Below are 20371 nucleotides of genomic sequence, written 5' to 3' on the forward strand. Positions count from 1 at the left end.
TTCGTATTAAAAAAACGTTAGTCCTATAGCAAAAATAAAGCCTGATACAATTAAGGTCGTCACGCAGTAGCCCATTATATCGCGTGCTCCGAGCCCTGCGATAGCTAGTGCAGGTAGTGCCCAAAACGGCTGCGCCATATTCATCCATGCTTCTCCGTAAGCAATGGCCATCGCAGCGACTCCCGGATCTACGCCGAGTTGTTCAGCTGCCGGCATAATAAAAGGTCCTTGTACAACCCAGTGTCCTCCTCCTGACGGAACAAAAAAGTTCACAACGCCAGAACTTAAAAACGCAAGAAACGGAAATGTCGTTTCATTTGAAATCGAGATAAATGCGTTCGTTAGCTTCCCGCCTAAGCCTGATAGCTCCATCATGCCTTGAATACCTGCGTAGAATGGAAACTGAATCACAATCCCAGCGGTTCCTTTCGCAGCATTGGAAACGGCATTCATATAGGATAAAGGCGTGCGGTGAAGTAAAATACCCGTCGTAAAAAACAATAAATTCACTGTGTTGATATCCATTTTAAAACCGTTTGTAGCAAAATAATAAATTAAATATGAATACCCAAGAAGTGCAATTGTTAGACTTAAAAACCTGCTGTTCTCCATGCGTACAGCAAATGTTGGCTTAGAAGAAGTTGTCTCAACAACTGTAGCCGGAGCCATTTCATCTTCCGCCAACAGTCTTGGATCAATTTCTACCACTTCTTTTCCCGTCGGCATCATCAGTCTTGTCATAATAGGAAGGACAATTAATAATCCGAGGGTAATAAATAAGTTGTAGCCTGTAAAAATCGTGTCTGACAGCGGAATAAGTCCAGCCGTTTTTTCCATTGGGTTTCCAGGTGTAGCAGCGACAAGAGGAATCGAACCTGACAAGCCTCCGTGCCATGTTAAAAACCCTATGTAAGCACAGGCAATTAAAAACCGGTAATCAGATCCCGGCACGCGTTTCGCTACTTCTTTCGCAAACAGCGCACCTACAATTAAGCCAAACCCCCAGTTAATCATACAAGCCATGGCTGCGCCTAGCGTGACCAGAATAACCCCTTGCGCCGGAGTTTTGGCTAACAGTGCTATGTTTACAAGCCACTTCTTTACAAGCGGCGAGCTGGCAAGCGCATGCCCTGTGACAAGCACTAAGCTCATTTGCATCGCAAATGCAAGAAGGTTCCAAAAGCCGCTTCCCCAAAACTGAACCATCTCAATCGGCCCGTGAGGAGTAAAAACAATACCTGATACAAATAAAATCAGCGTCAGGATTAAAGCAAATACAAACGGATCAGGTAAAAAGCGCTGAACAAGCGCCGTGAAGAAATTAGATAACGCTTTCATTTTACTCCTCCTTTACAGGAATGCTCCTGTGAATAAATGTCGACAAGCATCTTTAATTATACATAATTTGTTGAAAATTGTTAATATTTAGTTTAAATAAAAAAACCCTTCTGTTTTCCAGAAAGGTTTTACACGCTAAACGTTTGAATAAGAGTTGGCTCTCCGTCAAGTTCAATTTTCTTTTCTTGAAAGGAAATATGTAAGCTTTCATAAATATGTTTCCAAAATGAAATAGCCCGCTTATTGCCTGCAAGCTCAATAATCATATACGTTCCTTTTCGATGAGAGAAAATGTCTTTTACCGTTTCAGAAGCAATACCCTGCTTTCGGTATTTGTTTAAGATAAAAAAATCATTGATGCAGTAATCTGCTTCTTGCTGAAGTGCGGGCTGTTCAAGAAGTAAAAAAAAGCCCGTCAGCTTATCATCTACTTTAATAAAGTATGGCGAGAGGCCTTCTACTTTCCAAAACAAGGGCAGCTCTTCAAAATGAAAAGCTCCATCTTCGCGAATATCTAAAGAAGGTGTATACGCAGATAAATCATGGAGATAAAGAGAATACAAATTTTGCAAAACGCCCGCTTGGCTTTTAGGTACTTTTTCAATCGTAAGCATTCTTAGTTCATCTCCTTCTTTTCCTATCATAAGGGTTTTTTGTGAAAGTTTACAGTAAAAATGTTTGAGGCAAAGTGAAGATAGATAGTCAAAAAGCTCTTTTTTCATTTTGTAGATGTATGAAGCGCAATAAAAAAACGATCATCTCCGGTACTGTACGCTCCGTCTGATAATCGTTTTTTATGTTTTGTGTGCTGATGCTGAAGTTTTTCCTTCTTTGTTTTGGTTTTGCGCGTTTCCATGTCTGCAAATATAAACAGGCTGCGGTTTAATTCTGGATTTCGTTTTCCTTCACGCGTCATTTTATCACGCATTTTTTTTGCTTTTGACTTTGCCATGTAACTTCCTCCCTATATAAACGATGTATACATATCTTACTGCTTTTTTATAAAATGTCAAGTTCAGAAGCACTGATGTGTTAACAGTGCTTCTGTATAGTCATGACTCTTTATTTTTCAGCATATCATCTAATTTTTGTTCCATTCTCTGAAGCCTTTTTTCATTTGCCCCCTGCTTTTGAATCAACCTTTTTAGGCCTATAATAAATGCAATTATTACTCCTGCTATTCCTATCAGGATCAGCAGCATAAGAATTTGAAAAATAATATCACCTATATTAACCATAGTTCCACCTTTAATCTATTTTTTTACATTATATTATTTATTTGGATGTATATCGCTTTATTTTATAAAAAAAGCTCTCAGTGCTGAGAGCTTCATTTACTATCTTCATCGTAGACCGTCCACTTTTCCTGTTTGATTTGATTGGAAACATCAATCAGTTTATTTTTTACCCGGTCCTTTTCTGCTCCTGTTAAAGGCGTAGGTCGGTAGTCGTTTCGCGCCGTTGTGGAAGAAATGCGGAATGGAATCACATTGATGTCTTTATTAGTCGTTAGCTTTCCATCTTTAATCGTAAACGTCTGCTGAAATACAAATGTATCCTTATCACTTGGATTTTTGTTTCCGCCAAACATAAAGTTTCCTAAGCTATAGACAATAAATTTATTTTTGTATTCTTCAATTCCTTGAACAACGTGAGGGTGATGACCTAAAATCAAATCTGCTCCGTTATCAATTGTATACTTCGCCAGTGCCTGCTGCGCTGTATCAGGAACATAGTGTCGTTCAGATCCCCAGTGGAAATGCACAATAATAATTTTAGCGCCTTTTTCTTTTAAAGACTTAATTCCGTCTTTAATCTGACTTCTTACTTCTTTTGTGTCATCCCAGCCCGGATATCCAAGCAATCCTACTTTGACTCCCTTTACCGTTGTAATATATGTATCTTCATAGCCAAAATAGCCTATTCCGCTTTTCTTTAAGTTTTCTCGTGTATCATCATATCCTTGCTGTAAATAATCATGCGTATGATTATTAGCCAAGTTAACGGTTTCAATACTTCCTTGTTTTAAAATATTTACAAACGAAGGATCACCTTTAAAACGAAATGTTTTACTTGCTTTTTCCGTCGCAGTTGTCAGCGTTGTTTCTAAATTAACCGTTGTTAAGTCATCTTGCTCAAAGATCGATTTTACATTTTGCGTAAAATACGGCAGGCCATTTCTTGCTGCTACGTCGTTAAAAGTAGAATCGTACCCAAAGCTTTCATCGTTTCCTAAGGTAAAATCTCCTGCTGCGCTAACTTTAATGGTTGTATTGATTGCGTCTTTTTTCTCTTTTTTACTCGCTTCTTCTTTAGACTTTACTGTTTCTTCTTTTTTCTGCGGCTCAGAAGAGGTTTGTTCTCCTGCTCCTCCGCACGCTCCTAATAAAAAACACAAACTTCCATAAATAACAGCTTTTTTTAAATACTTGTTCATGTAACGTTAAAACCCCTTTTTACGTTTTAATAACTGTGTCTGGACTTGGTGTTTACTGCTTATTTCGCCAAATACATACAATTCTCCTGTTTTATCGGCAAAATAAGTGAAATTTTTATAAAAAAAGGAAGTTTTTATATTCTTTTTGGGTTAGAACAAGAGGATTTGGCTAAGAGAAAAGCAGCGGAAACGATGCGCAGAAAGCCGATGAGCTGTACTAAACTTCAAGTGATTCACAAAATAGCAGAGCGATTCCAAACGGCACCTAAAATAAAAACCTCCTTTGCTCATGCAAAGAAGGTTTTATTTAAACTTAACAAATCGAATCATTAGATTTAGGATTTTTGAGTCCAAATAACGGGCGGATAAATAGTGCTAAGCCTGTGCCAAGCATTGCCATAACCATCCATACCCATCCATGAAGACTAAATGAAGCAATGCCGCCAAAGTAAGCGCCAATGTTACAGCCAAAAGCAAGTCGCGCACCATATCCCATTAAAAGGCCCCCCACAACAGCTGCTCCTGCAACCCCGGGTTTAATCTTTCCTGGTTTGAACGTTCCTTGCGCCGTCGCTGAAATGAAAGCGCCTAGTATGATCCCAAAATTCAATACGCTGGTAGAGTCTGCTAGCACACTTTGCGTTAGCGCTTCTCCATTTGCACCTTGGAAAAATCCCCAGCTTGATACATCTATTCCAGCTGCCATCATTGCTTTTCCGCCCCATAAAGCAAAGGCAGAAGTAATACCCCAAGGATTTCCTCTCACAGCCAGCGTTAATGCATTTAATACAGCCAGTACAATCGCTGCAGTGAATAGAGGCCAAGAGCCGCGAATGATCTTTTTCCACCCTTTTGTCGTAGGAAGCTGCTTCATCATAGGCGGATTTTTCTTTTTGGCAATTTGAATCGTAATCCAGTAAATCGCTGCAAACGCGATAAGCTGTACAATCCAAGCACCAAAATAACCAAGGCCTGTCGATTCAGCTAATGAAATAGGAGGAAGCGAAGGTTGTTTTTGCCAAAATGGCAAATGATACGCCCCGAACATAGAGCCTACAATAAAGGCTAAAAGCGTTAAAATCATGGAAGAAGAGCCACCGCCTAACGAATACAGCGTTCCTGAGGCACATCCATTTCCTAGCTGCATGCCAATTCCAAACATAAACGAACCAACTATCACGCTGACTCCTACAGGTGAAACATATCCTTTTGGCGTTACCCCTGTAAAGCTAAAGCCTGTACTTAAAATAATAGCAAACAGCGTTGACGCAATCGCTAGCATAAGCATATGCGCTTGCAAGCCTTGAACGTTGCCGACAGATACGAGTCGGCGAAACGCTGATGTAAAGCCAAAACGTGCGTAAAGAAGCGTCATTCCTAGTGCTAGACCGATAATAAATAACACACCTTGCGTCCAATCAGTCGTTAGCACAATCGCTAGAAGTAAAATAACCGCTGCTATAACCCCTCCTGAAAATAACGGCTTTTGCATAGGGCTTAATTCTGTTACAACAGTAGTTGGCTTTGATTTATATGATGAGTGCAACGTTTGTGCCAAATCATCCACTCCTTTTCTGATAGAAATACTAAGAATTAATATTTATCATCTTATAGCACTTCCCTTTCTCTGTAAACTATTTAGCAAAATGAAAGTGAATTGTTTATTTTTTGAGTATTCTTACTTTCGTTCATAAAAAAAGCAGAAGTTTCTGTTCTTCTGCTTTTGGCTGCTAAACGTAAATAGAATGAATCTCTTTTAAAGGTTTAGGATTAGGCTTTGCAAAATAATACCCTTGAAACAAATCATAACCCATCTCTATCAGGCATTTTAAATCTTCTTCTGTTTCTACACCTTCTGCAAGAGCCTGTGCCCCCATTTTATGGGTGATAGCTAACATCTCTTGGGCCACTTTTTTCTGTTTCTCATTCTTACTGACTCCGTTTGTGAATTCAAATGCCAATTTCACGACGTCAGGCTCCACTTCTAAAAGCCGATTCAGCGTATTATAGCCAACTCCTACGTCATCTAAAGCATATTTAAATCCGTGGGAGCGATAATAATTCAAAATGTTTTTTAAATGCTCAATATCTTGAACATCCTCCGTTTCAATCACTTCAAACACAATTTGCTCGGGCTTTATATTCAATTCTTTAATTAATGTAAATGTAGATGCTAAGCAATGCTCAGGGTTATATATTGCTGTAGGAATAAAGTTAATAAAAATCAGCTGATGATCAATAATACTAGCATTTTTTACAGCTTCTAAGCGGCAGGCTCGGTCAAGAGCGAAGGTTTTATTTCTTATTTGAGCAGCTTCAAACATTTTAAAAGGAGGGATAATACTTCCGTCTTCTTCTAATCCTCTTGATAAAATTTCGTGGCCAACGATATGCACGCGTTCATGATCAACCGATACAATCGGCTGATAATACGAGCAAATTCGCTTGTCTTCAATCAGCTCATCAACCCACAAGGCATCTTTCATTTTTTGGAAAGCGGTGATTGGCTCCATACGCCGCAGGTTTTCAAACGGGCTCCGCTGCTTGGCTTCTACAGCCCACACATGCCGAGGGTCTAGATGCTGATGAACATAATCCATAAAACTCCAAAAGATATCTTCCCTCATCCAGATCATATCTTCTCCAAGAGTCTTCCATTGGTTTTGAGAAATATCTTTAAAGTATTTTTCCAATTTCTTCACATCCCTTGATTGCTGAAAAGAAACCGTATATCCTGTCCTAATTGGCAGACACGCGTCGCACCCCATAGCTCATCTTCTCCCTCATTTATCATCAGTTTTTTGTATGTATACACGGATAGTTCTTAGGAACTATACCACTTTTAAGAAACTTGCAAACCCTATTTTTTCGCTAAAATAGAATGTACCAAAAAGTTTTGGTAAAATGATAGACGTGTTTTATTGTCTACATCATAAGACGCACTTGATAAAAGGAAGTGAACTATACATGAGCAAAAACCGTTTTACGAAGTGGTTTTTATTTTCTTTACTACTCTTTGCCTTAAGTACTGGAGCAATGTATTATACGCTCTATATATCGTACTGGGCGTATTCTATTAAACTGTTTTTAATTGTGGTGCCGCTCTTTACATTATTATCGGTTGCTTTTGGTTCGTTGGTAATCGTTCATGAGCGCAAAAGAAAACGCGTATTTCAGCTACAAAATGAAGGAGGCATTTCCAAAAATACGTTTATTCAAGGTTTTTCCGAAATAACGGTAGGAGCAGGCTGCATCTTGCTGTGCTTTTTTCTCTTTCTTTATTTTCTAATGGATTATTAAGTACATATAAAAAAGACGAGCAGGCAGCTCGTCTTTTTATTTGGATCTTTCTAGAATATCTCGAACGCTTGCATAATCAAGCTCTTTATAAGTACCAACACCTGGTTTTACAAAGGTCTTTTCAACAATCGCATCAAATTCAGAGTCATCAATATCATAGTCACGCAAGCTGTTCGGGGCTCCTAAGTCATTCCAGAAAGTGCGAAGCGCTTTTGCACCTTCCATTGCTGTTTCTTCATCGCTTTTTCCTTCTGGGTTGATGCCAAATACGTTTACAGCCAGTTGTTTTACACGAGAAGGATCTTCTTTTAGCACATGCTCCAGCCAATTAGGGAACAAGATAGCAAGGCCGCCTCCGTGGGGAATATCATACACGGCCGACAAAGCATGTTCAATACGATGAGTAGCCCAGTCTCCCCCGTCCGTTCCGTTTGCTAAGCTTCCGTTAAACGCCGTCGTGCTTATATACATCATCGTTTCACGATACTGATAAGAAGTCAGATTTGTAAGAAGCTTAGGACCTTCTTGTACAGCTGTTCTTAGCAATGATTCAATAAAACCGTCGATCATCGGCGTATTTTCTGTGCGGTGAAAATAGTGTTCAAGCGCATGCGACATACTATCAACAATTCCATAGACTGTTTGGTCGCGCGGCACTGAAAACGTGTACGCCGGATCTAAGATAGAAAAGACGGGAAATACATGAGAAGACGTCCAACCTAGCTTTTCTTTTGTTTCCCAATTTGTAATAACAGAAGTTGAATTCATTTCAGATCCTGTTGCCGCAAGTGTTAAGACCGTTCCAAAAGGAAGAGCACCTGTAATCTCTACTTTGCGTGTAATTAAGTCCCATGTATTCCCTTCGTACACGGCTCCAGCTGCGATAGCTTTTGTACAATCAATCACACTTCCTCCCCCAACGGCTAAGAGAAAATCAATGTTTTCTTTTTTACATATGTCAACGCCTTTAGCTACCGTAGTCAAACGAGGGTTCGGTTCTACACCAGACAGCTCGTGAACAACTGCGTTAATAGACTGAAGTTCAGCTTTCACTTCGTCGTATACGCCATTTTGTTTGATGCTTCCTCCTCCGTATACTAACAGAACGTTTACTTGTTTAGTGTAAGAAGCAAGCTCTTGCGATAGCTTCGTAATTTGATTTTTTCCAAAGTATAATTTGGTAGGATTGTGCTGCAAAAATATATTCATGTTCTACACCTCTAGTTTTCTTTTCTTGTAAAAAGTGTATCACGAAAGCAGCTTCATCATTATTGAAGATTCTCTATATCTATTATCAATATTTTTGATAACCTTCTTGTACAAGTGAAATCAAGTGTTGAATGGGTGCCGTCAGCCATTTTTTCTTTTTGAATATGAGCTGTGAATAAAGATAAAATTCTTCATGGTCAAACGGGATTTTAATCAGTTTTCCATTTTCAATCTCTTGTTTTACCGCTATTTCTGGCACAAGAGCAATACCTAAATTATCCGCTACGCACTGTTTAATTGCTTCAAGACTGCTAAATGAAATCACCGATTGCATATGAATACCCCTGCTGCGCATCATCTCTTCTAAAAGCGTACGATAAGGGCAGCCACTCTCGGTTAAAATGATGGTTTCACCTTCAAACTCTTCCATTACAACGTTGTTTTTTTCACTAAAAAAATGCGAAGGCGAAGCAATCATAACCATGTTTTCTTTTCGAATAGGAATCACTTCTAAACTTGAAGAGGTTTGAAGGCGATCAAGCAAAACGGCTACGTCATACTTTCCGTCAATAATCCCTTGTGTTAAATTTGGACATAAACCCGCTTCTAGCATAATCTTTAGAGAAGGGTGCTGCTTTTTTAATTCACGAATATACGGTGTAATAAAATAAGCGGCCAGCGACTCCACGGTTCCTATTGAAACTGTTCCTCTAGCATCTTCATTCGTAGTAAGGCGCTCTTTTGCTTCATTTAATAACTCGGTTACTTGATTCACATAATAAAGCAATTCTTCACCAGGCTGAGTCAGCTTCATTTTTTGTCCTGTTCGTTCAAATAGTTTTTGACCGTAATGATCTTCTAATTTTTTTATATGAGTGGTAACGCTTGACTGAGCATACCCTAATTCCTCGCCCGTTCGTGTATAGCTCCCCCACTTCGCTACTTCTTTAAATGTATATAAATAGTTAATATCCATGTACTGCTCCTTATGTACTACTGTTTTGTTTCGTTATCCATATGCTAAAGCTGTTCTTAATCAGAACCTATACGTAAATAGAATCACAGTACAGTATAAGCGAACTTGTTTTGCCAAGCAATTTTATCAACCTTAAAAATTCTTTTTATATTAGGCAATTACGTCGTTTTTTGTTCATAGAATGAAAAACAAACTTATGAAAAGAAAGGGTGTATCTCGTGACAGCCTACAAAGAAGTGCTATATAAAGGAAAACGCTTTGTACTGATTCACGTATATGATTCAGGGTACTGTGAAATTCGACCGATTGATCATGCTTTTAAAGTCGAACTTGTGCGATTAGATGAGATAGAACAATGTGGATAACAGTCATGAACGCAGCCATTGCAGCTGCGTTTTTGTTTGTATTATAAACAAGTGGATGAGATAAAAATACCTGAATTGGCTGGCCTTTTACATAATTTCTTCCTGTATACTTTGTAACTAAGGATATCCGCACTTATTTACTTTTTATACTTACACGAGGTGATGACATGAAAAAAGGCTGGCTGGAATGGATATTATTATCCGTTGCGTTAATTTGGGGAGCCAATTATACAATCGGAAAATTTGGAGTTGCTCATATGTCTTCTATCCAATTTAGCGCGCTGCGTTTTATAATGGTTGCTCCTATTCTTTTACTTATTACAGGAATAGTAGAGCGAGGCATTCGGATCGAAAAGAAAGACTGGGGACGTTTAATAGCGGTCAGCATAGTAGGCGTTACACTCTATCAAACGCTGTTTATGGTATCTGTTAAATATACGACAGCTACAAATGCTTCTTTACTTATTTCGATGTCTCCTATTTTCACAGGAATCTTAGCTATCTTATATAAGCATGAAGCTTTTTCGTTAAAAACACAGCTAGGCTCTGTGCTTGCTTTTTTCGGTGCTGCGTTTGTACTGCTGTTTGGTCACTCTAGTCATGCGCTGTCGCAGCTTGCATGGTTCGGAAATATCATGGGGATTGTAGCGGCCGTTGCGTGGGGCTGGTATCCAATTTTAGCAAAACCTTTAGTCGTAAAATATTCTGCTTTGCGCGTGACTGCCTGGTCTGCTTTGATCGGAGCTATTCCTCTTACTGTCTACTGTCTTTTCACCTATCAAACGCTTATCTGGCCAACAGATGTAGGCAGCTGGAGCTCTTTGGCATACTCTGTTTTGTTCGTGACGGTGTACGGACTAGTAATGTGGTATGTAGGAATTGGAAAAATTGGATCTACAAAAGTAATGGTTTACATGTATGTTATTCCTTTATTTGCCGTTGTTTTTGCTGCTGTAGCCATTGGAGAAACCATCAATTCCATGCAGCTGCTTGGAGGACTTATTATTTTTAGCGGTTTGTATATTGTTAAAAAAAGCCCTGCTCCTAAAACAGCTCTCAAACTTAAAAAAGCAAACTAACAAGAGTAACGGATGCGGAGAAATTGCTAAAAGCTATTTTACTAGTAAATCCACACTATAGATGACAACGACTAACGCTCAGGAAAAACCTGAGCGTTAGTCGTATGAAATTTTACTGATCTAATTGAATAAAACGATTGTTAGTTTCATTAATGAACCTTCATTATATTAATTAATTCTATGATTTTTTTATCCTCACCTGGGTCAACGTGAACCAGCTTTGTATTTTGAATAATATCCTCTGTGTAATTTTTCATAAAACCCTTATCTACCTGAGCAGAACTGGACCAATGTGAAGGAACGTTGTACACGTTAATTGTACCATTTCCGTTACTACTATAAGTCACTGAACCATCAACAGAACGAGAACCCTCTAATGTAACAACGTCTTTTGGATAGCTAGCACTAGTATCGTCATAAATATTGACTAATTCTCCGGCTGAAATGTGGCGAACATTTAGCTCATCTATCTCTTGATTTGGTCCTAGCTGTAACCAAATTCGAGCATATTCAATTTGTTTGCTCGAATAATTAGATAGTGTTTTTTTGTCTTCCTTCTTACTAACCTTTGAATTACTATTTCCAGACGAAATGCTATCGGAATTTTCATCAACAGCTTTTTCTGAAGAGGCGTCATTTTTATCAGCTTTGTCTGATTGCTTCGACTCACTGCTTGAGGAACTTTCATCTGTTTTACTCGCAGCTTCTTTTGTTGAGGGGCTTCCATCCGTTTTGCCTGTAGCTTCTTTTACTGAGGAATTTATATTCATTTCACTTGTGGTTTCTTCTATGGATTTTTCGTCCTTGTTTCCAGCACACCCTACTAACGTTCCCACCAGCATAAATATAGCAGCATGAAAATAAACACGCTCGGTTCGTTTTTTCATTCGTCAAATCATTCCTTTCGTTTATTTGTTAATTTAAGCGAATGACAATATTTTCGTTTTATATCCAAACCTGTATAAAAAGCAGCTAGACTCTTTTTAAACTGTATTCATGAGTAATTTTATATTGATTATATACGCGTTTAAAACCGGTTCGTTCATAAAATAACTTCGCTTCCTCAGTATCTGTATAAAGAACGAGGCTGTCGTAGTAGTTCTCTGCATAGTGAATAATTTCTTTTAAAAGTCGTTTACCTATACCCTTTCTGCGAAACTGAGCTGAAACATAAAATCTTCTTACTCTTCCAACGTTAGCACACTTACTGTAAGGGTCTTGATTAAGGGCCGCTACGGCTATTAATTCGTTTTGTTCACCGTAAACTCCCCACAGCCTTTCTCCTGTTTTGTTAAATACGTTTTGAGCATTTTTATATTCTGCTATTAGCTTTGTAAGAAAGACAAAACCTTCCTGCTGACTTTCCATTAGCAGTTCTTTTATATCCTGCTCCATAAGATACGTTAGCCTGATGATTTTCATATATTCCCTCTCCGTTCAGCAGATGATTTTGTTTCGATAGAATGCTTATTATGCACTAATACGGCGATACCTGTTAGAGCCGTTAACAGCAATATGAAGCTTGAAAATAGATATACAAACCTCACCCCAAAGAAGTCCGCTACTGTCCCTACAAACGCGATAGAAAGAATAAACGCACCCTGTACAAGAGTTGATTTTGCCGCTATTACTTTAGGAAATACCGAACTGCTGCAGGCATTTTGATAAATGGTTTCCTGCGCTGCGTCTCGAAGCTGATAGGCAGGACCCATCATTACCAAAAGTGCTAAAGCTAAATACGGGTTCGTTACTAAGCCGTAAAAACCGGTTAAAACAGCATAACCAATTGAGCCCGCGAACATAAGAAGCAAAAGCCTTCCTTTTACCATAGAAGACATTCGGTACACAATAATTCCTCCGACTATGCTTCCAAAATAATACGCACCGTTTATATATCCCCACCATACTTCTCCTTTTCCAAGCACTTCTTTCACAAAAGAAAGAGTAATAGCCCCAATCCAAATGGTTCCAACGAGTGATTCAGTTATGTCCATTATAACGAGTGCTCTGATGCGTTTATGTACCCATAAAAAGCGCCATCCTTCCATTAGCTTTGCCACGCTTCGCTTTTCTGGCTGCTTGTATCTATGAGCTTCTTTTATAAACAGCAAGCAAACAAACGAGAACAATAAAAGACCTGCCGTTATACATAAAGAATAAGTGAATCCTGTTAAAGACAAAACGAAACCACCAAGGGACCACCCTGCAAATAGAAAGGTTTGGTCAATTGTTGAAAGCAAACTATTGGCCTGCATTCTTTGACTATCACTTACTAAGCTACGGACAACCGACGTTTTAAAAATAGTAAAAAAACCGTTAAAAAAAGAAATGATCCCAACAATGACAAAACACATCGCTAGTACTGTGACTGTAAATTCTTGTGTGAGTAGCATATACAATCCAGCGAGCATTCCTATTTGCATAACCTGTACAGCCCGCATAATATGAATAGATTTATATGTATCGGCTAGTAAAGGTACGCTAAGACCACTAAGGAGGCGAGCAAGTAAGCTCGTCATCGTAATCATTGATGCAAGAGCTGTTGAACCGGTGTTTTGATTTATATAGGAAGTCAGGGCCATTGTATAAAGAACAAAACCTAAATTTGTGGTTACTTGACTTGCTGCTAAAAAATAAAAACGCTGAGTCAATTTTTTCTCCTTTCCGTTAGACGTAACATACAAAGGGATAATATTTTTTGTTAATTTTTCCCTTTTTTAAACTATAACACTATTTGACGAAATCCAAAACTATCTATAATTTAGTAGATGGAGGTTTTTATGTTTAAATATAGTTTTCTTATTGTTCTTATTGCTTTTTTACTTATTAACTTTAACGGCCAGGAAAATCAAATTGTAGGCGGGAGAATAAAAAAAGAGCGAAGTGAGGTTTTCTTTGGAGAATATGACAGCTTTACAGGCCGCTACTCTCGGAGCATTAAACTCAAAAAAGGCGTAACCTACGTTTTCAGGCTATCTAAAAACACTAAAAGTGGAGACCTTTCTCTATATGTAGAAGATCCAAGACGTACACGTTTCTTTGAGATGACTAATAACTCTCTTTATCTAACACCCGAAAGAACGAGAAGATATCGTATTAACTTTATAGGCTCTGAGCATAAAGGATCTTTTCAGCTTCACTGGAAAAGCAGCGTTCAAAGGGATGATAATGAAACATCTGTTTAATGCCATGTGATTTAGACAACGTTTAAACGAGGAGGAATGGTTTATGATGATTAATCAAGCTGTCCTGTACACTCATCTACTGGACGAAATGAAGGCTTTTTATGTAAATTCCCTCAATTTCCCATTAACTGCCGCTTCACCGCGTTCTTTTTCCATTAAAGTTGGTGAAAGTGAGCTCATTTTTAAAGAAAGTGCTCTACATACAAAGCCCTTTTACCATTTTGCTTTTAATGTTCCAGCAAACCGCTTTATGGAAGCGAAACAATGGGCTACTCAAAGAGTCTTCCTCAATACAGAAGAGAAGAAAGATGAGATTTATTTTGAAGCATTTGATGCTCATTCGTTTTATTTTGAAGATCCTGCTCATAATATTGTTGAATACATTTCAAGACATTCAGACTGCCAGCCATCCAACGACCCCTTTTCTTCTAAGTCGCTTTTAAGCATAGGAGAAATCAACTTGACAACGCCTCATGTCCGCTCTGTAGGGACACAGCTTATTAACTCGGGTATCACCGTGCGCAACAACAGGCCATTAAACGAGAACTTTAACTTTTTAGGAAGCGACAGTGCGTTTTTTCTTGTAGGGGCGCCTAAAAGACGGTGGTTTTTTTCGGAGCGAGACTCTGAAGTTCATCCATTAATGGTGAAGGTTAATCATTCTCTAGCAGTTGCGTTAGATAAAAAAGGAATGCTGAAGATTACGCAAGAGTGATTGTTTTTTCAATAAAGCCATGTAACAAGCGAACTTGTTACGTGGCTGTTTTTGTTCAAAATTCAGCTCTACTCCACCTATAGGTTTTGTATATAGTTCTCGATGTCCTTTCTGTTCATCAGCATAAAAACCTTGCAATCCTCATCGTTTCTAAGCTTTTCAAACCGTTTTCTCATCTTTTTTTGCCGCTCTCTGTACGTCGTAAGAATAAATATAAAAAATGACCAATCTACTTTTTCAGGACATCCTTTTGCCATATCTTCACGCGTTTTTCTTGCATATACAATCCTCCGCTTTATCACTCGGTACACACAAACGATTAGCGGAAGCTCTAAATAAATAATGGTATCTGCACGCTTCACTCGCAGGTCATACGAATTGCTGTAGTTCCCGTCGATAATCCAGCTGTCTTTTTTTACAATGTGCTCCTGCAATTCTCTAAAACTATCATTGTCTCTTTCCGTCCAGCCCGGCTGCCAATACAGGCTGTCTAAATGATGTACTTCTAGATCAAGCTTTTTCCCTAATTTCTTGGCAAATGTGGACTTTCCTACTCCTGGAGAAACGCCCATTACCAGCACTCTTTTCATCTCATCACCTTACCTTTTTAGAAAATAAAGCTAATTGAAGAGAAGGCAACTGTTTATACTGACTCGGTGTACTAAAAGCAGACTGCTGTATAAAGAAGCTTCATGTTAGCAATTTTATTCACATAATTTTCAGATAACATTTAAACATTCATCATAAATTTCTGTATTCCTTCTTGCTTTGTAGTAAATAGGTTGCTTTTATTAATCGTTTCCTTTACCTTAAATGTGAGTATATAAAAGTAAGGTGAAAAAAATGAATGCATTTATGCTAAAGAGATTTTTACGAAACCTCGGGATTTTTATTTATATTGTCATCGCAGCTATTAATATTTACTTAACGAGAAATGACTTGGGCGATATGCTTACTCGCCTTGTGCTGTTGACTATTTTACTTCCTTTGTTTTTTAGTTTTGTGTATGCGTTAGGAAAATCACATTTTAAAAGACAAGAAGAGCTCGCTGAACAAGAGAAGAAAAAAGAGTAAAAAAAGCCTTTTATAGAGGGGATTCCCCTTTCTAAAAGGCTTTTACTTTTTTTCATATAACTGAATCTGAACTACATCAGGATTAACGTGATACTGCTTGGCAAGTTGATTTACGACTTGCTGAATCTCCTTCTTTTTATAGGAAGAAAGTTGTTCGGCGGGCAGAAGAACGAGAACTTGAGCTTCCGCATAGTCATTCAGCACTCTAACCTCTTGAAAACCATACTGCGTCAAAGCTGATTTTAACTCTTTTTCAAAGTCGCTGCTTTCTTTTGGGACGGCTATGGAGAACCGATTGTAAGAAACTAGCGAAACCTCTTTCTCTTCAGGCTTTGTATACACCGCCCAAGCAGTTGTCAGCACTGTGACAGCAATACCAACATTCAATATCCACACTTTCATACCATGAATGCTCCTTTTAATCGAGTTTGTTCATGATATGAAAAAATTTATTGGTTCATGCGTTATCTTCCTAGCCATCCTCCGTCTACGGCAAGCAAGTGTCCGTGAATATAAGCAGACGCATCAGATGCTAAAAAGACAACTGCTCCTTTAAAATCATCTGCCTGTCCCCATCTGCCTGCGGGAATACGTTCAATAATTTGTCTGCTGCGCGTTTCATCGTTAATAAGTGCTTCATTCATATCAGTAGCAATGTACCCTGGTACAATTCCATTAACATTTACGCCTTTTGCTGCCCATTCATTAGATAAAGCCTTTGTAAGCTGAGCAACTCCGCCTTTTGCTGCGGCATAAGCTGGAACGGTAATACCTCCTTGGTAAGAAAGCAAAGATGCCATATTAATGATTTTTCCGCTTCCTTGTTTAAGCATTTGGCGGCCCGCCTGCTGACATAACAGCCATACGGTTTTTAAATTAACGTTCATAACAGCGTCCCAATCTTCTTCTGCAAAGTCTACAGCGGGTGAACGTCTTTGAATGCCCGCGTTGTTCACTAAAATATCGAGCTTGCCAAAATAAGCAACAACCGATGAGATCGCTTCGCTTACTTCAGAAGCGTTTTCTAGATCACAATTAACAATAAAACATTTTCTTCCCAGACGTTCAATTTCTTCTTTTACTCCAAGAAATTCCTTTGATCTCTGCAGCAGAGCGATATCCGAACCTGCTTCTGCCAAAGCAATCGCCATTGATCTTCCAATTCCTCTTGTTGCTCCTGTAATCGCTGATACTTTACCATCTAAAGAAAACAAATCTACTGTCATTGTTCATTCTCCTCTCCGTTTGGTGCAAATAAAACCTTAAGTGATTCATCAGGCCGCTGCATAAACTCAAACCCCGCTTGAATATCTTCAAGCTGCAGTTTATGAGAAATTAAAGAATCTGCTTCTATTTCACCGTTTGCCAGTAAATCAATAGCCGTCTGAAAATCTTCCCTTGTATAACATCTCGTTGTAGTTAATGAAATTTCTTTAAAGTGCATCGCTGCTAAATCTACTTCTGGAGCGCTTTTGTATACGCTCACCACTACAATCTCTCCTTGAATACGGCTTGTTTCAACCATTTGTTTTGCTGTAATTTGATTTCCGGCTACTTCAAATACAACGTCTGCACCGACTTCATTCGTAAGCAAACGCACTTCTTTTACTACGTCTCTTTTCGCTGCATCAATTGGTATAAAGCCAAGTTCTTTCGCTTTAGTTAAGCGATAAGAACTAATATCTGAGATCATTACTTTTTTTGCTCCTGCTCGTTTCGCAATCATCCCGATTAGCAGTCCAATAGGTCCTGCCCCTAAAATGGCAGCTTGGTCTCCTACTTTCAACCGCGAGCGTCTTACTGTATGTACGGCAACCGCTACAGGTTCTGCAAGAGCGGCATGCTCGCTAGACAGTTTCTCTGGCAAGAGGTGAAGGCGGTTCACCGGAACAGCCACGTACTGCGCAAAGCCTCCATCTTGATCAATGCCGATTAGTTTTAACTTTTTACAAACGTGAAACTGTCCTTTTACACAGGCTTCGCACGTTCCGCAGCTAAGCGTAGGCTCAACTGCTACGCGGTCACCTAAAGAAAATTCCGTTTCTCCTCGGATCTCCTCTATCACTCCGCTGAATTCATGTCCCATAGTGAGTGGCGCCTGTGCTCTAGGATGTTTTCCAAAATAAATCATCATATCCGTTCCGCAAATTCCAGCATGAGACACCTTTACAAGCGCTTCTCCTTCTTTTATAACCGGTTTCGCTTTTTGCTGCATAACGGCTTTTGTTTCTGAAACGTAGACACCTGCTTTCATTTCTCCATCCCCCTTTGTACACTTGTCGACAAGTTGAAGAGAAAAAATATTCAAAAATATTTCGAATATTTTATCCCTTTTTTATGCTTCATTCAAAAGTGAAGCTGTTATGGTATTTCGCGTGTCTTCAAAGTGACGTTTCACTTCATCTTGAATGCGTTCTGTATTTTGAGACTTTAATGCCTTAATCATTTCATGATGCTGCTTAATCAGTGGGAGCACAGCTGCTTTATCATCTCGAAACCTTTTTTCAGTCGTAATTAAAAGAGCAGCTAAAATAATTTCACGGATGCTTTCCCACAATTTTAATATCCGCTTGTGGTCTGCTTCGATAATCACGAGCTCATGAAACCGCAAATCTTGATAAGCAAACTCTACATAGTCATCGTATTTAGCTGCCATCTTCATTTGATCAATGCTTTGCTCCAGCTTTTTAATAAGCGAATCATGGTTGACTTCAGATAAACGTTCTAAGACAAAGTGTTCTAAAAGCAGACGAACATCGTACAGCTCGTTTAAATCCCTAGTTGTTAAACCAATAACAACTGCTCCCATTCGCTGTAAATCAATGAGCCCTTCGTTTGAAAGGATCCGCAGCGCTTCTCTTATAGGAGATCGACTCATTCCAAACTCTGCCGAGAGCTGATTTTCTGATAGTATGGTTCCTTTCTTCAGCTCGCCGCTCATAATTTGAATTCTTAATTTGCTTACCACTTGTTCTCCCAGCGAGGCTCCGCGAAGCCATCTTTCCGGGTAGGTTACCTTTTTAATGTGTCATCACTTCCTTAACCAACTTGTATACAAGTATTCAAGATTTAGTATATAGATAAGAAACCTGACTGTAAACGTTTTCTTTGAAAAATGTATATTTTTACAATTCTTTCTTACACTAAGAACTACTGATAAATAAAAGGTGGGAAGATGGATGAATCAAATTATATTATGGGGAATTCTTGTTATTCCATGGTTTTTACTGCTGCTGCTTGATAAACAGCGGGTTAAACGATTTTTTACTGTAGGGTTGTTTGCTGCATTAATGATGACAATCGCCTATCAAGTAGCGGAAAAAATGCACTGGTGGACGGTTCAAGAAAACGTATTTTTTCTTACTAGCATGGGAGCAACGATTTATTGCCTTCATATTGTGATTACGATCTTTGTCTTTTACCTTACGTATCCCGGGTTTATCTTGTACATAATGGTTAACATTATTTTGGATTTGATTCATGGTTATGTTATAGTTCCTTTTCTCGCTAAAATTGGGCTTTATAATCTGTATGAAATTAGTCATTTTGGACTTTTCCTTGTCATGACTACCGTAGCCATTATCCTTTACTTGTTTCAGCGGCTTCTTGACTTTATATTTGAGGAAATCCCTGCATAAAAAGCCACAGCAAACGCTATGGCTTTTTATCAATAGAAAAATGGAATAACTGTATCTCCGCGAATCGCTTCAATAGCCGCATGAAACTGAATTCGCAAACTTTTTGACGTTTCGATGTCAGCGGCATCCATGACGTGAAAATGAATGTGAGGTTCGGATGAATTCCCGGAATTTCCACACCTTCCGAGCAGCGTTCCTTTACGAACCACGTCTCCTTTTTTCACAGAAACCGACCCTTTCTTCAAATGTGCAAGCACACTGTATTCTTTCCCTTCATGTTCAATGATAACGTGATTTCCTAAAGGATTTTTTTTATTCGTGTGTCCAATTTCATTATCTTCTTGGCCATCAGCTGCTGCGATAACGACTCCTTCAAGCGGAGCTACAACCTTTTTTCCATAAGCATAGTAATCTTCGTTTTTCATTCCATCATTTTTATAGCTTTGCTTTCCTTTTCGCACGACTAAATCATATGCATACCTTTGGCTTTCGACTGGATGGTGATAGTTCAACACCTCATGCTTTCCACCCCAATAGACAAACCATTCACTTTGAATCGGCATCGTATATTTGTTTGTACTCCATCTCTCTCTCTCTGAAAATGATTCTAGAGGAGCAAGCACAAGTGCTTGTATAATATTATGTTCATCAAACATAACGCTGATGGCTTTTGTCTGGGTAGAATTTATCCAAATAAACTGCTCAATTTGAGGAGTTAAATAAAGATTTGTTTCTAGTCTGTAGAACTGTTCTCCTTGATTAAACAATTTGCTCTGCTCCAAAAATTGCTGAAGCGAAACTTGACGTTTAAATTCTTCGCTTACACAATCATAAAGCTTCTGAAAATCCCTTTGTGCAAATAAAGTTCCAAACTTTTCTCTGATATTTACTTTTCTCTCTGTCTCCATCATTGTAATCCACCCTTTTATATGTATTTCAATTTGTTTGAATTATCTATAAGTAATACGTTTTATCTTATAAAAAGGTTTCATTTTCCAATTATTCTATCTAAAAATCTTCTTCTATGCCGTATTTACAATTTTCTCAATCCATTT

General features: G+C 38.6%; 25 protein-coding genes. 7 read left to right on the forward strand and 18 right to left on the reverse strand.

Annotated features, from left to right (window positions below; all coding sequences use genetic code 11):
* Positions 1 to 6: 6 nt before the first annotated feature.
* From LJY09_RS14110 to LJY09_RS14140, 7 genes are all read right to left on the reverse strand, one after another.
* The gene (locus LJY09_RS14110) at positions 7 to 1338 is read right to left on the reverse strand and encodes a TIGR00366 family protein (RefSeq protein WP_014459643.1); all 1332 of its coding nucleotides are present in this window, start codon (positions 1336 to 1338) and stop codon (positions 7 to 9) included.
* Between the two features lie 128 nt (positions 1339 to 1466).
* Complete coding sequence (locus tag LJY09_RS14115) at positions 1467 to 1952, reverse strand: GNAT family N-acetyltransferase (protein WP_028412945.1); 486 nt, start codon at positions 1950 to 1952, stop codon at positions 1467 to 1469.
* Positions 1953 to 2056: 104 nt separating this feature from the next.
* Complete coding sequence (locus LJY09_RS14120; RefSeq protein ID WP_028412944.1) at positions 2057 to 2290, reverse strand: hypothetical protein; 234 nt, start codon at positions 2288 to 2290, stop codon at positions 2057 to 2059.
* Between the two features lie 100 nt (positions 2291 to 2390).
* Positions 2391 to 2576 (reverse strand): DUF4083 family protein, encoded by a 186-nt coding sequence (locus LJY09_RS14125; protein ID WP_013057499.1) that lies wholly within the window; start codon positions 2574 to 2576, stop codon positions 2391 to 2393.
* 92 nt (positions 2577 to 2668) lie between these two features.
* On the reverse strand, positions 2669 to 3775 hold the full coding sequence (locus LJY09_RS14130) for a CapA family protein (protein WP_014459640.1): 1107 nt from the start codon (positions 3773 to 3775) through the stop codon (positions 2669 to 2671).
* A 313-nt stretch (positions 3776 to 4088) separates the two neighbouring features.
* Positions 4089 to 5333: a YeeE/YedE family protein gene (locus LJY09_RS14135; protein WP_028412942.1), complete on the reverse strand. Its 1245-nt coding sequence runs from the start codon at positions 5331 to 5333 to the stop codon at positions 4089 to 4091.
* A 172-nt stretch (positions 5334 to 5505) separates the two neighbouring features.
* The gene (locus LJY09_RS14140; RefSeq protein WP_228307256.1) at positions 5506 to 6543 is read right to left on the reverse strand and encodes an EAL domain-containing protein; all 1038 of its coding nucleotides are present in this window, start codon (positions 6541 to 6543) and stop codon (positions 5506 to 5508) included.
* 199 nt (positions 6544 to 6742) lie between these two features.
* Between LJY09_RS14140 and LJY09_RS14145 the strand changes: the two genes are divergently transcribed.
* Positions 6743 to 7075 carry a hypothetical protein gene (locus tag LJY09_RS14145; RefSeq protein WP_028412940.1) on the forward strand — a complete coding sequence of 111 codons (333 nt, stop codon included), beginning with the start codon at positions 6743 to 6745 and terminating at the stop codon, positions 7073 to 7075.
* A gap of 36 nt (positions 7076 to 7111) precedes the next feature.
* Here LJY09_RS14145 and LJY09_RS14150 read toward each other — a convergent pair whose 3' ends face one another.
* The gene (locus LJY09_RS14150; RefSeq protein WP_028412939.1) at positions 7112 to 8284 is read right to left on the reverse strand and encodes an iron-containing alcohol dehydrogenase; all 1173 of its coding nucleotides are present in this window, start codon (positions 8282 to 8284) and stop codon (positions 7112 to 7114) included.
* A gap of 85 nt (positions 8285 to 8369) precedes the next feature.
* Positions 8370 to 9260, reverse strand: coding sequence for a LysR family transcriptional regulator (locus LJY09_RS14155; protein ID WP_028412938.1), 891 nt, complete (start codon positions 9258 to 9260; stop codon positions 8370 to 8372).
* 218 nt (positions 9261 to 9478) lie between these two features.
* On the opposite strand from LJY09_RS14155, the gene LJY09_RS14160 reads away from it, so the two are divergent.
* Positions 9479 to 9625 (forward strand): hypothetical protein, encoded by a 147-nt coding sequence (locus tag LJY09_RS14160; protein WP_013057506.1) that lies wholly within the window; start codon positions 9479 to 9481, stop codon positions 9623 to 9625.
* 167 nt (positions 9626 to 9792) lie between these two features.
* Complete coding sequence (locus tag LJY09_RS14165) at positions 9793 to 10704, forward strand: DMT family transporter (protein ID WP_028412937.1); 912 nt, start codon at positions 9793 to 9795, stop codon at positions 10702 to 10704.
* A 149-nt stretch (positions 10705 to 10853) separates the two neighbouring features.
* Here LJY09_RS14165 and LJY09_RS14170 read toward each other — a convergent pair whose 3' ends face one another.
* The 3 genes from LJY09_RS14170 to LJY09_RS14180 form a co-directional block, all read right to left on the reverse strand.
* On the reverse strand, positions 10854 to 11591 hold the full coding sequence (locus LJY09_RS14170; protein WP_028412936.1) for a hypothetical protein: 738 nt from the start codon (positions 11589 to 11591) through the stop codon (positions 10854 to 10856).
* Positions 11592 to 11676: 85 nt separating this feature from the next.
* Positions 11677 to 12126: a GNAT family N-acetyltransferase gene (locus LJY09_RS14175; RefSeq protein ID WP_034327686.1), complete on the reverse strand. Its 450-nt coding sequence runs from the start codon at positions 12124 to 12126 to the stop codon at positions 11677 to 11679.
* Positions 12123 to 13355, reverse strand: coding sequence for an MFS transporter (locus LJY09_RS14180; protein ID WP_028412935.1), 1233 nt, complete (start codon positions 13353 to 13355; stop codon positions 12123 to 12125). Before LJY09_RS14180 ends, LJY09_RS14175 begins: the two co-directional genes overlap by 4 nt.
* Before the next feature lie 129 nt (positions 13356 to 13484).
* On the opposite strand from LJY09_RS14180, the gene LJY09_RS14185 reads away from it, so the two are divergent.
* Complete coding sequence (locus LJY09_RS14185) at positions 13485 to 13889, forward strand: hypothetical protein (RefSeq protein WP_028412934.1); 405 nt, start codon at positions 13485 to 13487, stop codon at positions 13887 to 13889.
* Between the two features lie 43 nt (positions 13890 to 13932).
* Positions 13933 to 14604, forward strand: a complete 672-nt coding sequence (locus LJY09_RS14190; RefSeq protein WP_228307257.1) for a glyoxalase — start codon at positions 13933 to 13935, stop codon at positions 14602 to 14604.
* Positions 14605 to 14681: 77 nt separating this feature from the next.
* Here LJY09_RS14190 and LJY09_RS14195 read toward each other — a convergent pair whose 3' ends face one another.
* Positions 14682 to 15194 (reverse strand): P-loop NTPase family protein, encoded by a 513-nt coding sequence (locus tag LJY09_RS14195; RefSeq protein ID WP_228307258.1) that lies wholly within the window; start codon positions 15192 to 15194, stop codon positions 14682 to 14684.
* A 253-nt stretch (positions 15195 to 15447) separates the two neighbouring features.
* On the opposite strand from LJY09_RS14195, the gene LJY09_RS14200 reads away from it, so the two are divergent.
* The gene (locus LJY09_RS14200; RefSeq protein ID WP_155010061.1) at positions 15448 to 15678 is read left to right on the forward strand and encodes a hypothetical protein; all 231 of its coding nucleotides are present in this window, start codon (positions 15448 to 15450) and stop codon (positions 15676 to 15678) included.
* Positions 15679 to 15720: 42 nt separating this feature from the next.
* On the opposite strand, the gene LJY09_RS14205 is transcribed toward LJY09_RS14200, so the two are convergent.
* The 4 genes from LJY09_RS14205 to LJY09_RS14220 form a co-directional block, all read right to left on the reverse strand.
* Entirely contained in the window at positions 15721 to 16080 is a 360-nt protein-coding gene (locus tag LJY09_RS14205; protein ID WP_155010060.1) for a hypothetical protein, read from the reverse strand.
* Between the two features lie 62 nt (positions 16081 to 16142).
* On the reverse strand, positions 16143 to 16904 hold the full coding sequence (locus tag LJY09_RS14210; protein WP_155010059.1) for an SDR family oxidoreductase: 762 nt from the start codon (positions 16902 to 16904) through the stop codon (positions 16143 to 16145).
* Complete coding sequence (locus tag LJY09_RS14215) at positions 16901 to 17932, reverse strand: zinc-dependent alcohol dehydrogenase (RefSeq protein ID WP_028412930.1); 1032 nt, start codon at positions 17930 to 17932, stop codon at positions 16901 to 16903. Before LJY09_RS14215 ends, LJY09_RS14210 begins: the two co-directional genes overlap by 4 nt.
* 81 nt (positions 17933 to 18013) lie before the next feature.
* A complete protein-coding gene (locus LJY09_RS14220; protein ID WP_228307259.1) occupies positions 18014 to 18646 on the reverse strand; it encodes a GntR family transcriptional regulator in 633 nt (210 codons plus the stop codon).
* Between the two features lie 211 nt (positions 18647 to 18857).
* Between LJY09_RS14220 and LJY09_RS14225 the strand changes: the two genes are divergently transcribed.
* Positions 18858 to 19316, forward strand: a complete 459-nt coding sequence (locus LJY09_RS14225; protein WP_028412928.1) for a hypothetical protein — start codon at positions 18858 to 18860, stop codon at positions 19314 to 19316.
* A 29-nt stretch (positions 19317 to 19345) separates the two neighbouring features.
* Here the strand turns inward: LJY09_RS14225 and LJY09_RS14230 are convergent, their stop codons facing one another.
* A complete protein-coding gene (locus tag LJY09_RS14230) occupies positions 19346 to 20227 on the reverse strand; it encodes a M23 family metallopeptidase (RefSeq protein WP_228307260.1) in 882 nt (293 codons plus the stop codon).
* Between the last annotated feature and the right edge of the window lie 144 nt (positions 20228 to 20371).

Origin of the sequence: Priestia sp. J2, assembly GCF_020790095.1 — a bacterium.
Classification (GTDB): Bacteria; Bacillota; Bacilli; order Bacillales; family Bacillaceae_H; genus Priestia; species Priestia zanthoxyli.

Coding starts and splice junctions, on each gene's coding strand:
- LJY09_RS14170 (WP_028412936.1), bottom strand. CDS start 11,591: ATGAAAAAACGAACCGAGCGTGTTTATTTTCATGCTGCTATATTTATG.
- LJY09_RS14120 (WP_028412944.1), bottom strand. CDS start 2,290: ATGGCAAAGTCAAAAGCAAAAAAAATGCGTGATAAAATGACGCGTGAA.
- LJY09_RS14125 (WP_013057499.1), bottom strand. CDS start 2,576: ATGGTTAATATAGGTGATATTATTTTTCAAATTCTTATGCTGCTGATC.
- LJY09_RS14150 (WP_028412939.1), bottom strand. CDS start 8,284: ATGAATATATTTTTGCAGCACAATCCTACCAAATTATACTTTGGAAAA.
- LJY09_RS14185 (WP_028412934.1), top strand. CDS start 13,485: ATGTTTAAATATAGTTTTCTTATTGTTCTTATTGCTTTTTTACTTATT.
- LJY09_RS14145 (WP_028412940.1), top strand. CDS start 6,743: ATGAGCAAAAACCGTTTTACGAAGTGGTTTTTATTTTCTTTACTACTC.
- LJY09_RS14205 (WP_155010060.1), bottom strand. CDS start 16,080: ATGAAAGTGTGGATATTGAATGTTGGTATTGCTGTCACAGTGCTGACA.
- LJY09_RS14195 (WP_228307258.1), bottom strand. CDS start 15,194: ATGAAAAGAGTGCTGGTAATGGGCGTTTCTCCAGGAGTAGGAAAGTCC.
- LJY09_RS14140 (WP_228307256.1), bottom strand. CDS start 6,543: ATGGGGTGCGACGCGTGTCTGCCAATTAGGACAGGATATACGGTTTCT.
- LJY09_RS14115 (WP_028412945.1), bottom strand. CDS start 1,952: ATGCTTACGATTGAAAAAGTACCTAAAAGCCAAGCGGGCGTTTTGCAA.
- LJY09_RS14215 (WP_028412930.1), bottom strand. CDS start 17,932: ATGAAAGCAGGTGTCTACGTTTCAGAAACAAAAGCCGTTATGCAGCAA.
- LJY09_RS14200 (WP_155010061.1), top strand. CDS start 15,448: ATGAATGCATTTATGCTAAAGAGATTTTTACGAAACCTCGGGATTTTT.
- LJY09_RS14225 (WP_028412928.1), top strand. CDS start 18,858: ATGAATCAAATTATATTATGGGGAATTCTTGTTATTCCATGGTTTTTA.
- LJY09_RS14130 (WP_014459640.1), bottom strand. CDS start 3,775: ATGAACAAGTATTTAAAAAAAGCTGTTATTTATGGAAGTTTGTGTTTT.
- LJY09_RS14190 (WP_228307257.1), top strand. CDS start 13,933: ATGATGATTAATCAAGCTGTCCTGTACACTCATCTACTGGACGAAATG.
- LJY09_RS14165 (WP_028412937.1), top strand. CDS start 9,793: ATGAAAAAAGGCTGGCTGGAATGGATATTATTATCCGTTGCGTTAATT.
- LJY09_RS14230 (WP_228307260.1), bottom strand. CDS start 20,227: ATGATGGAGACAGAGAGAAAAGTAAATATCAGAGAAAAGTTTGGAACT.
- LJY09_RS14175 (WP_034327686.1), bottom strand. CDS start 12,126: ATGAAAATCATCAGGCTAACGTATCTTATGGAGCAGGATATAAAAGAA.
- LJY09_RS14110 (WP_014459643.1), bottom strand. CDS start 1,338: ATGAAAGCGTTATCTAATTTCTTCACGGCGCTTGTTCAGCGCTTTTTA.
- LJY09_RS14155 (WP_028412938.1), bottom strand. CDS start 9,260: ATGGATATTAACTATTTATATACATTTAAAGAAGTAGCGAAGTGGGGG.
- LJY09_RS14210 (WP_155010059.1), bottom strand. CDS start 16,904: ATGACAGTAGATTTGTTTTCTTTAGATGGTAAAGTATCAGCGATTACA.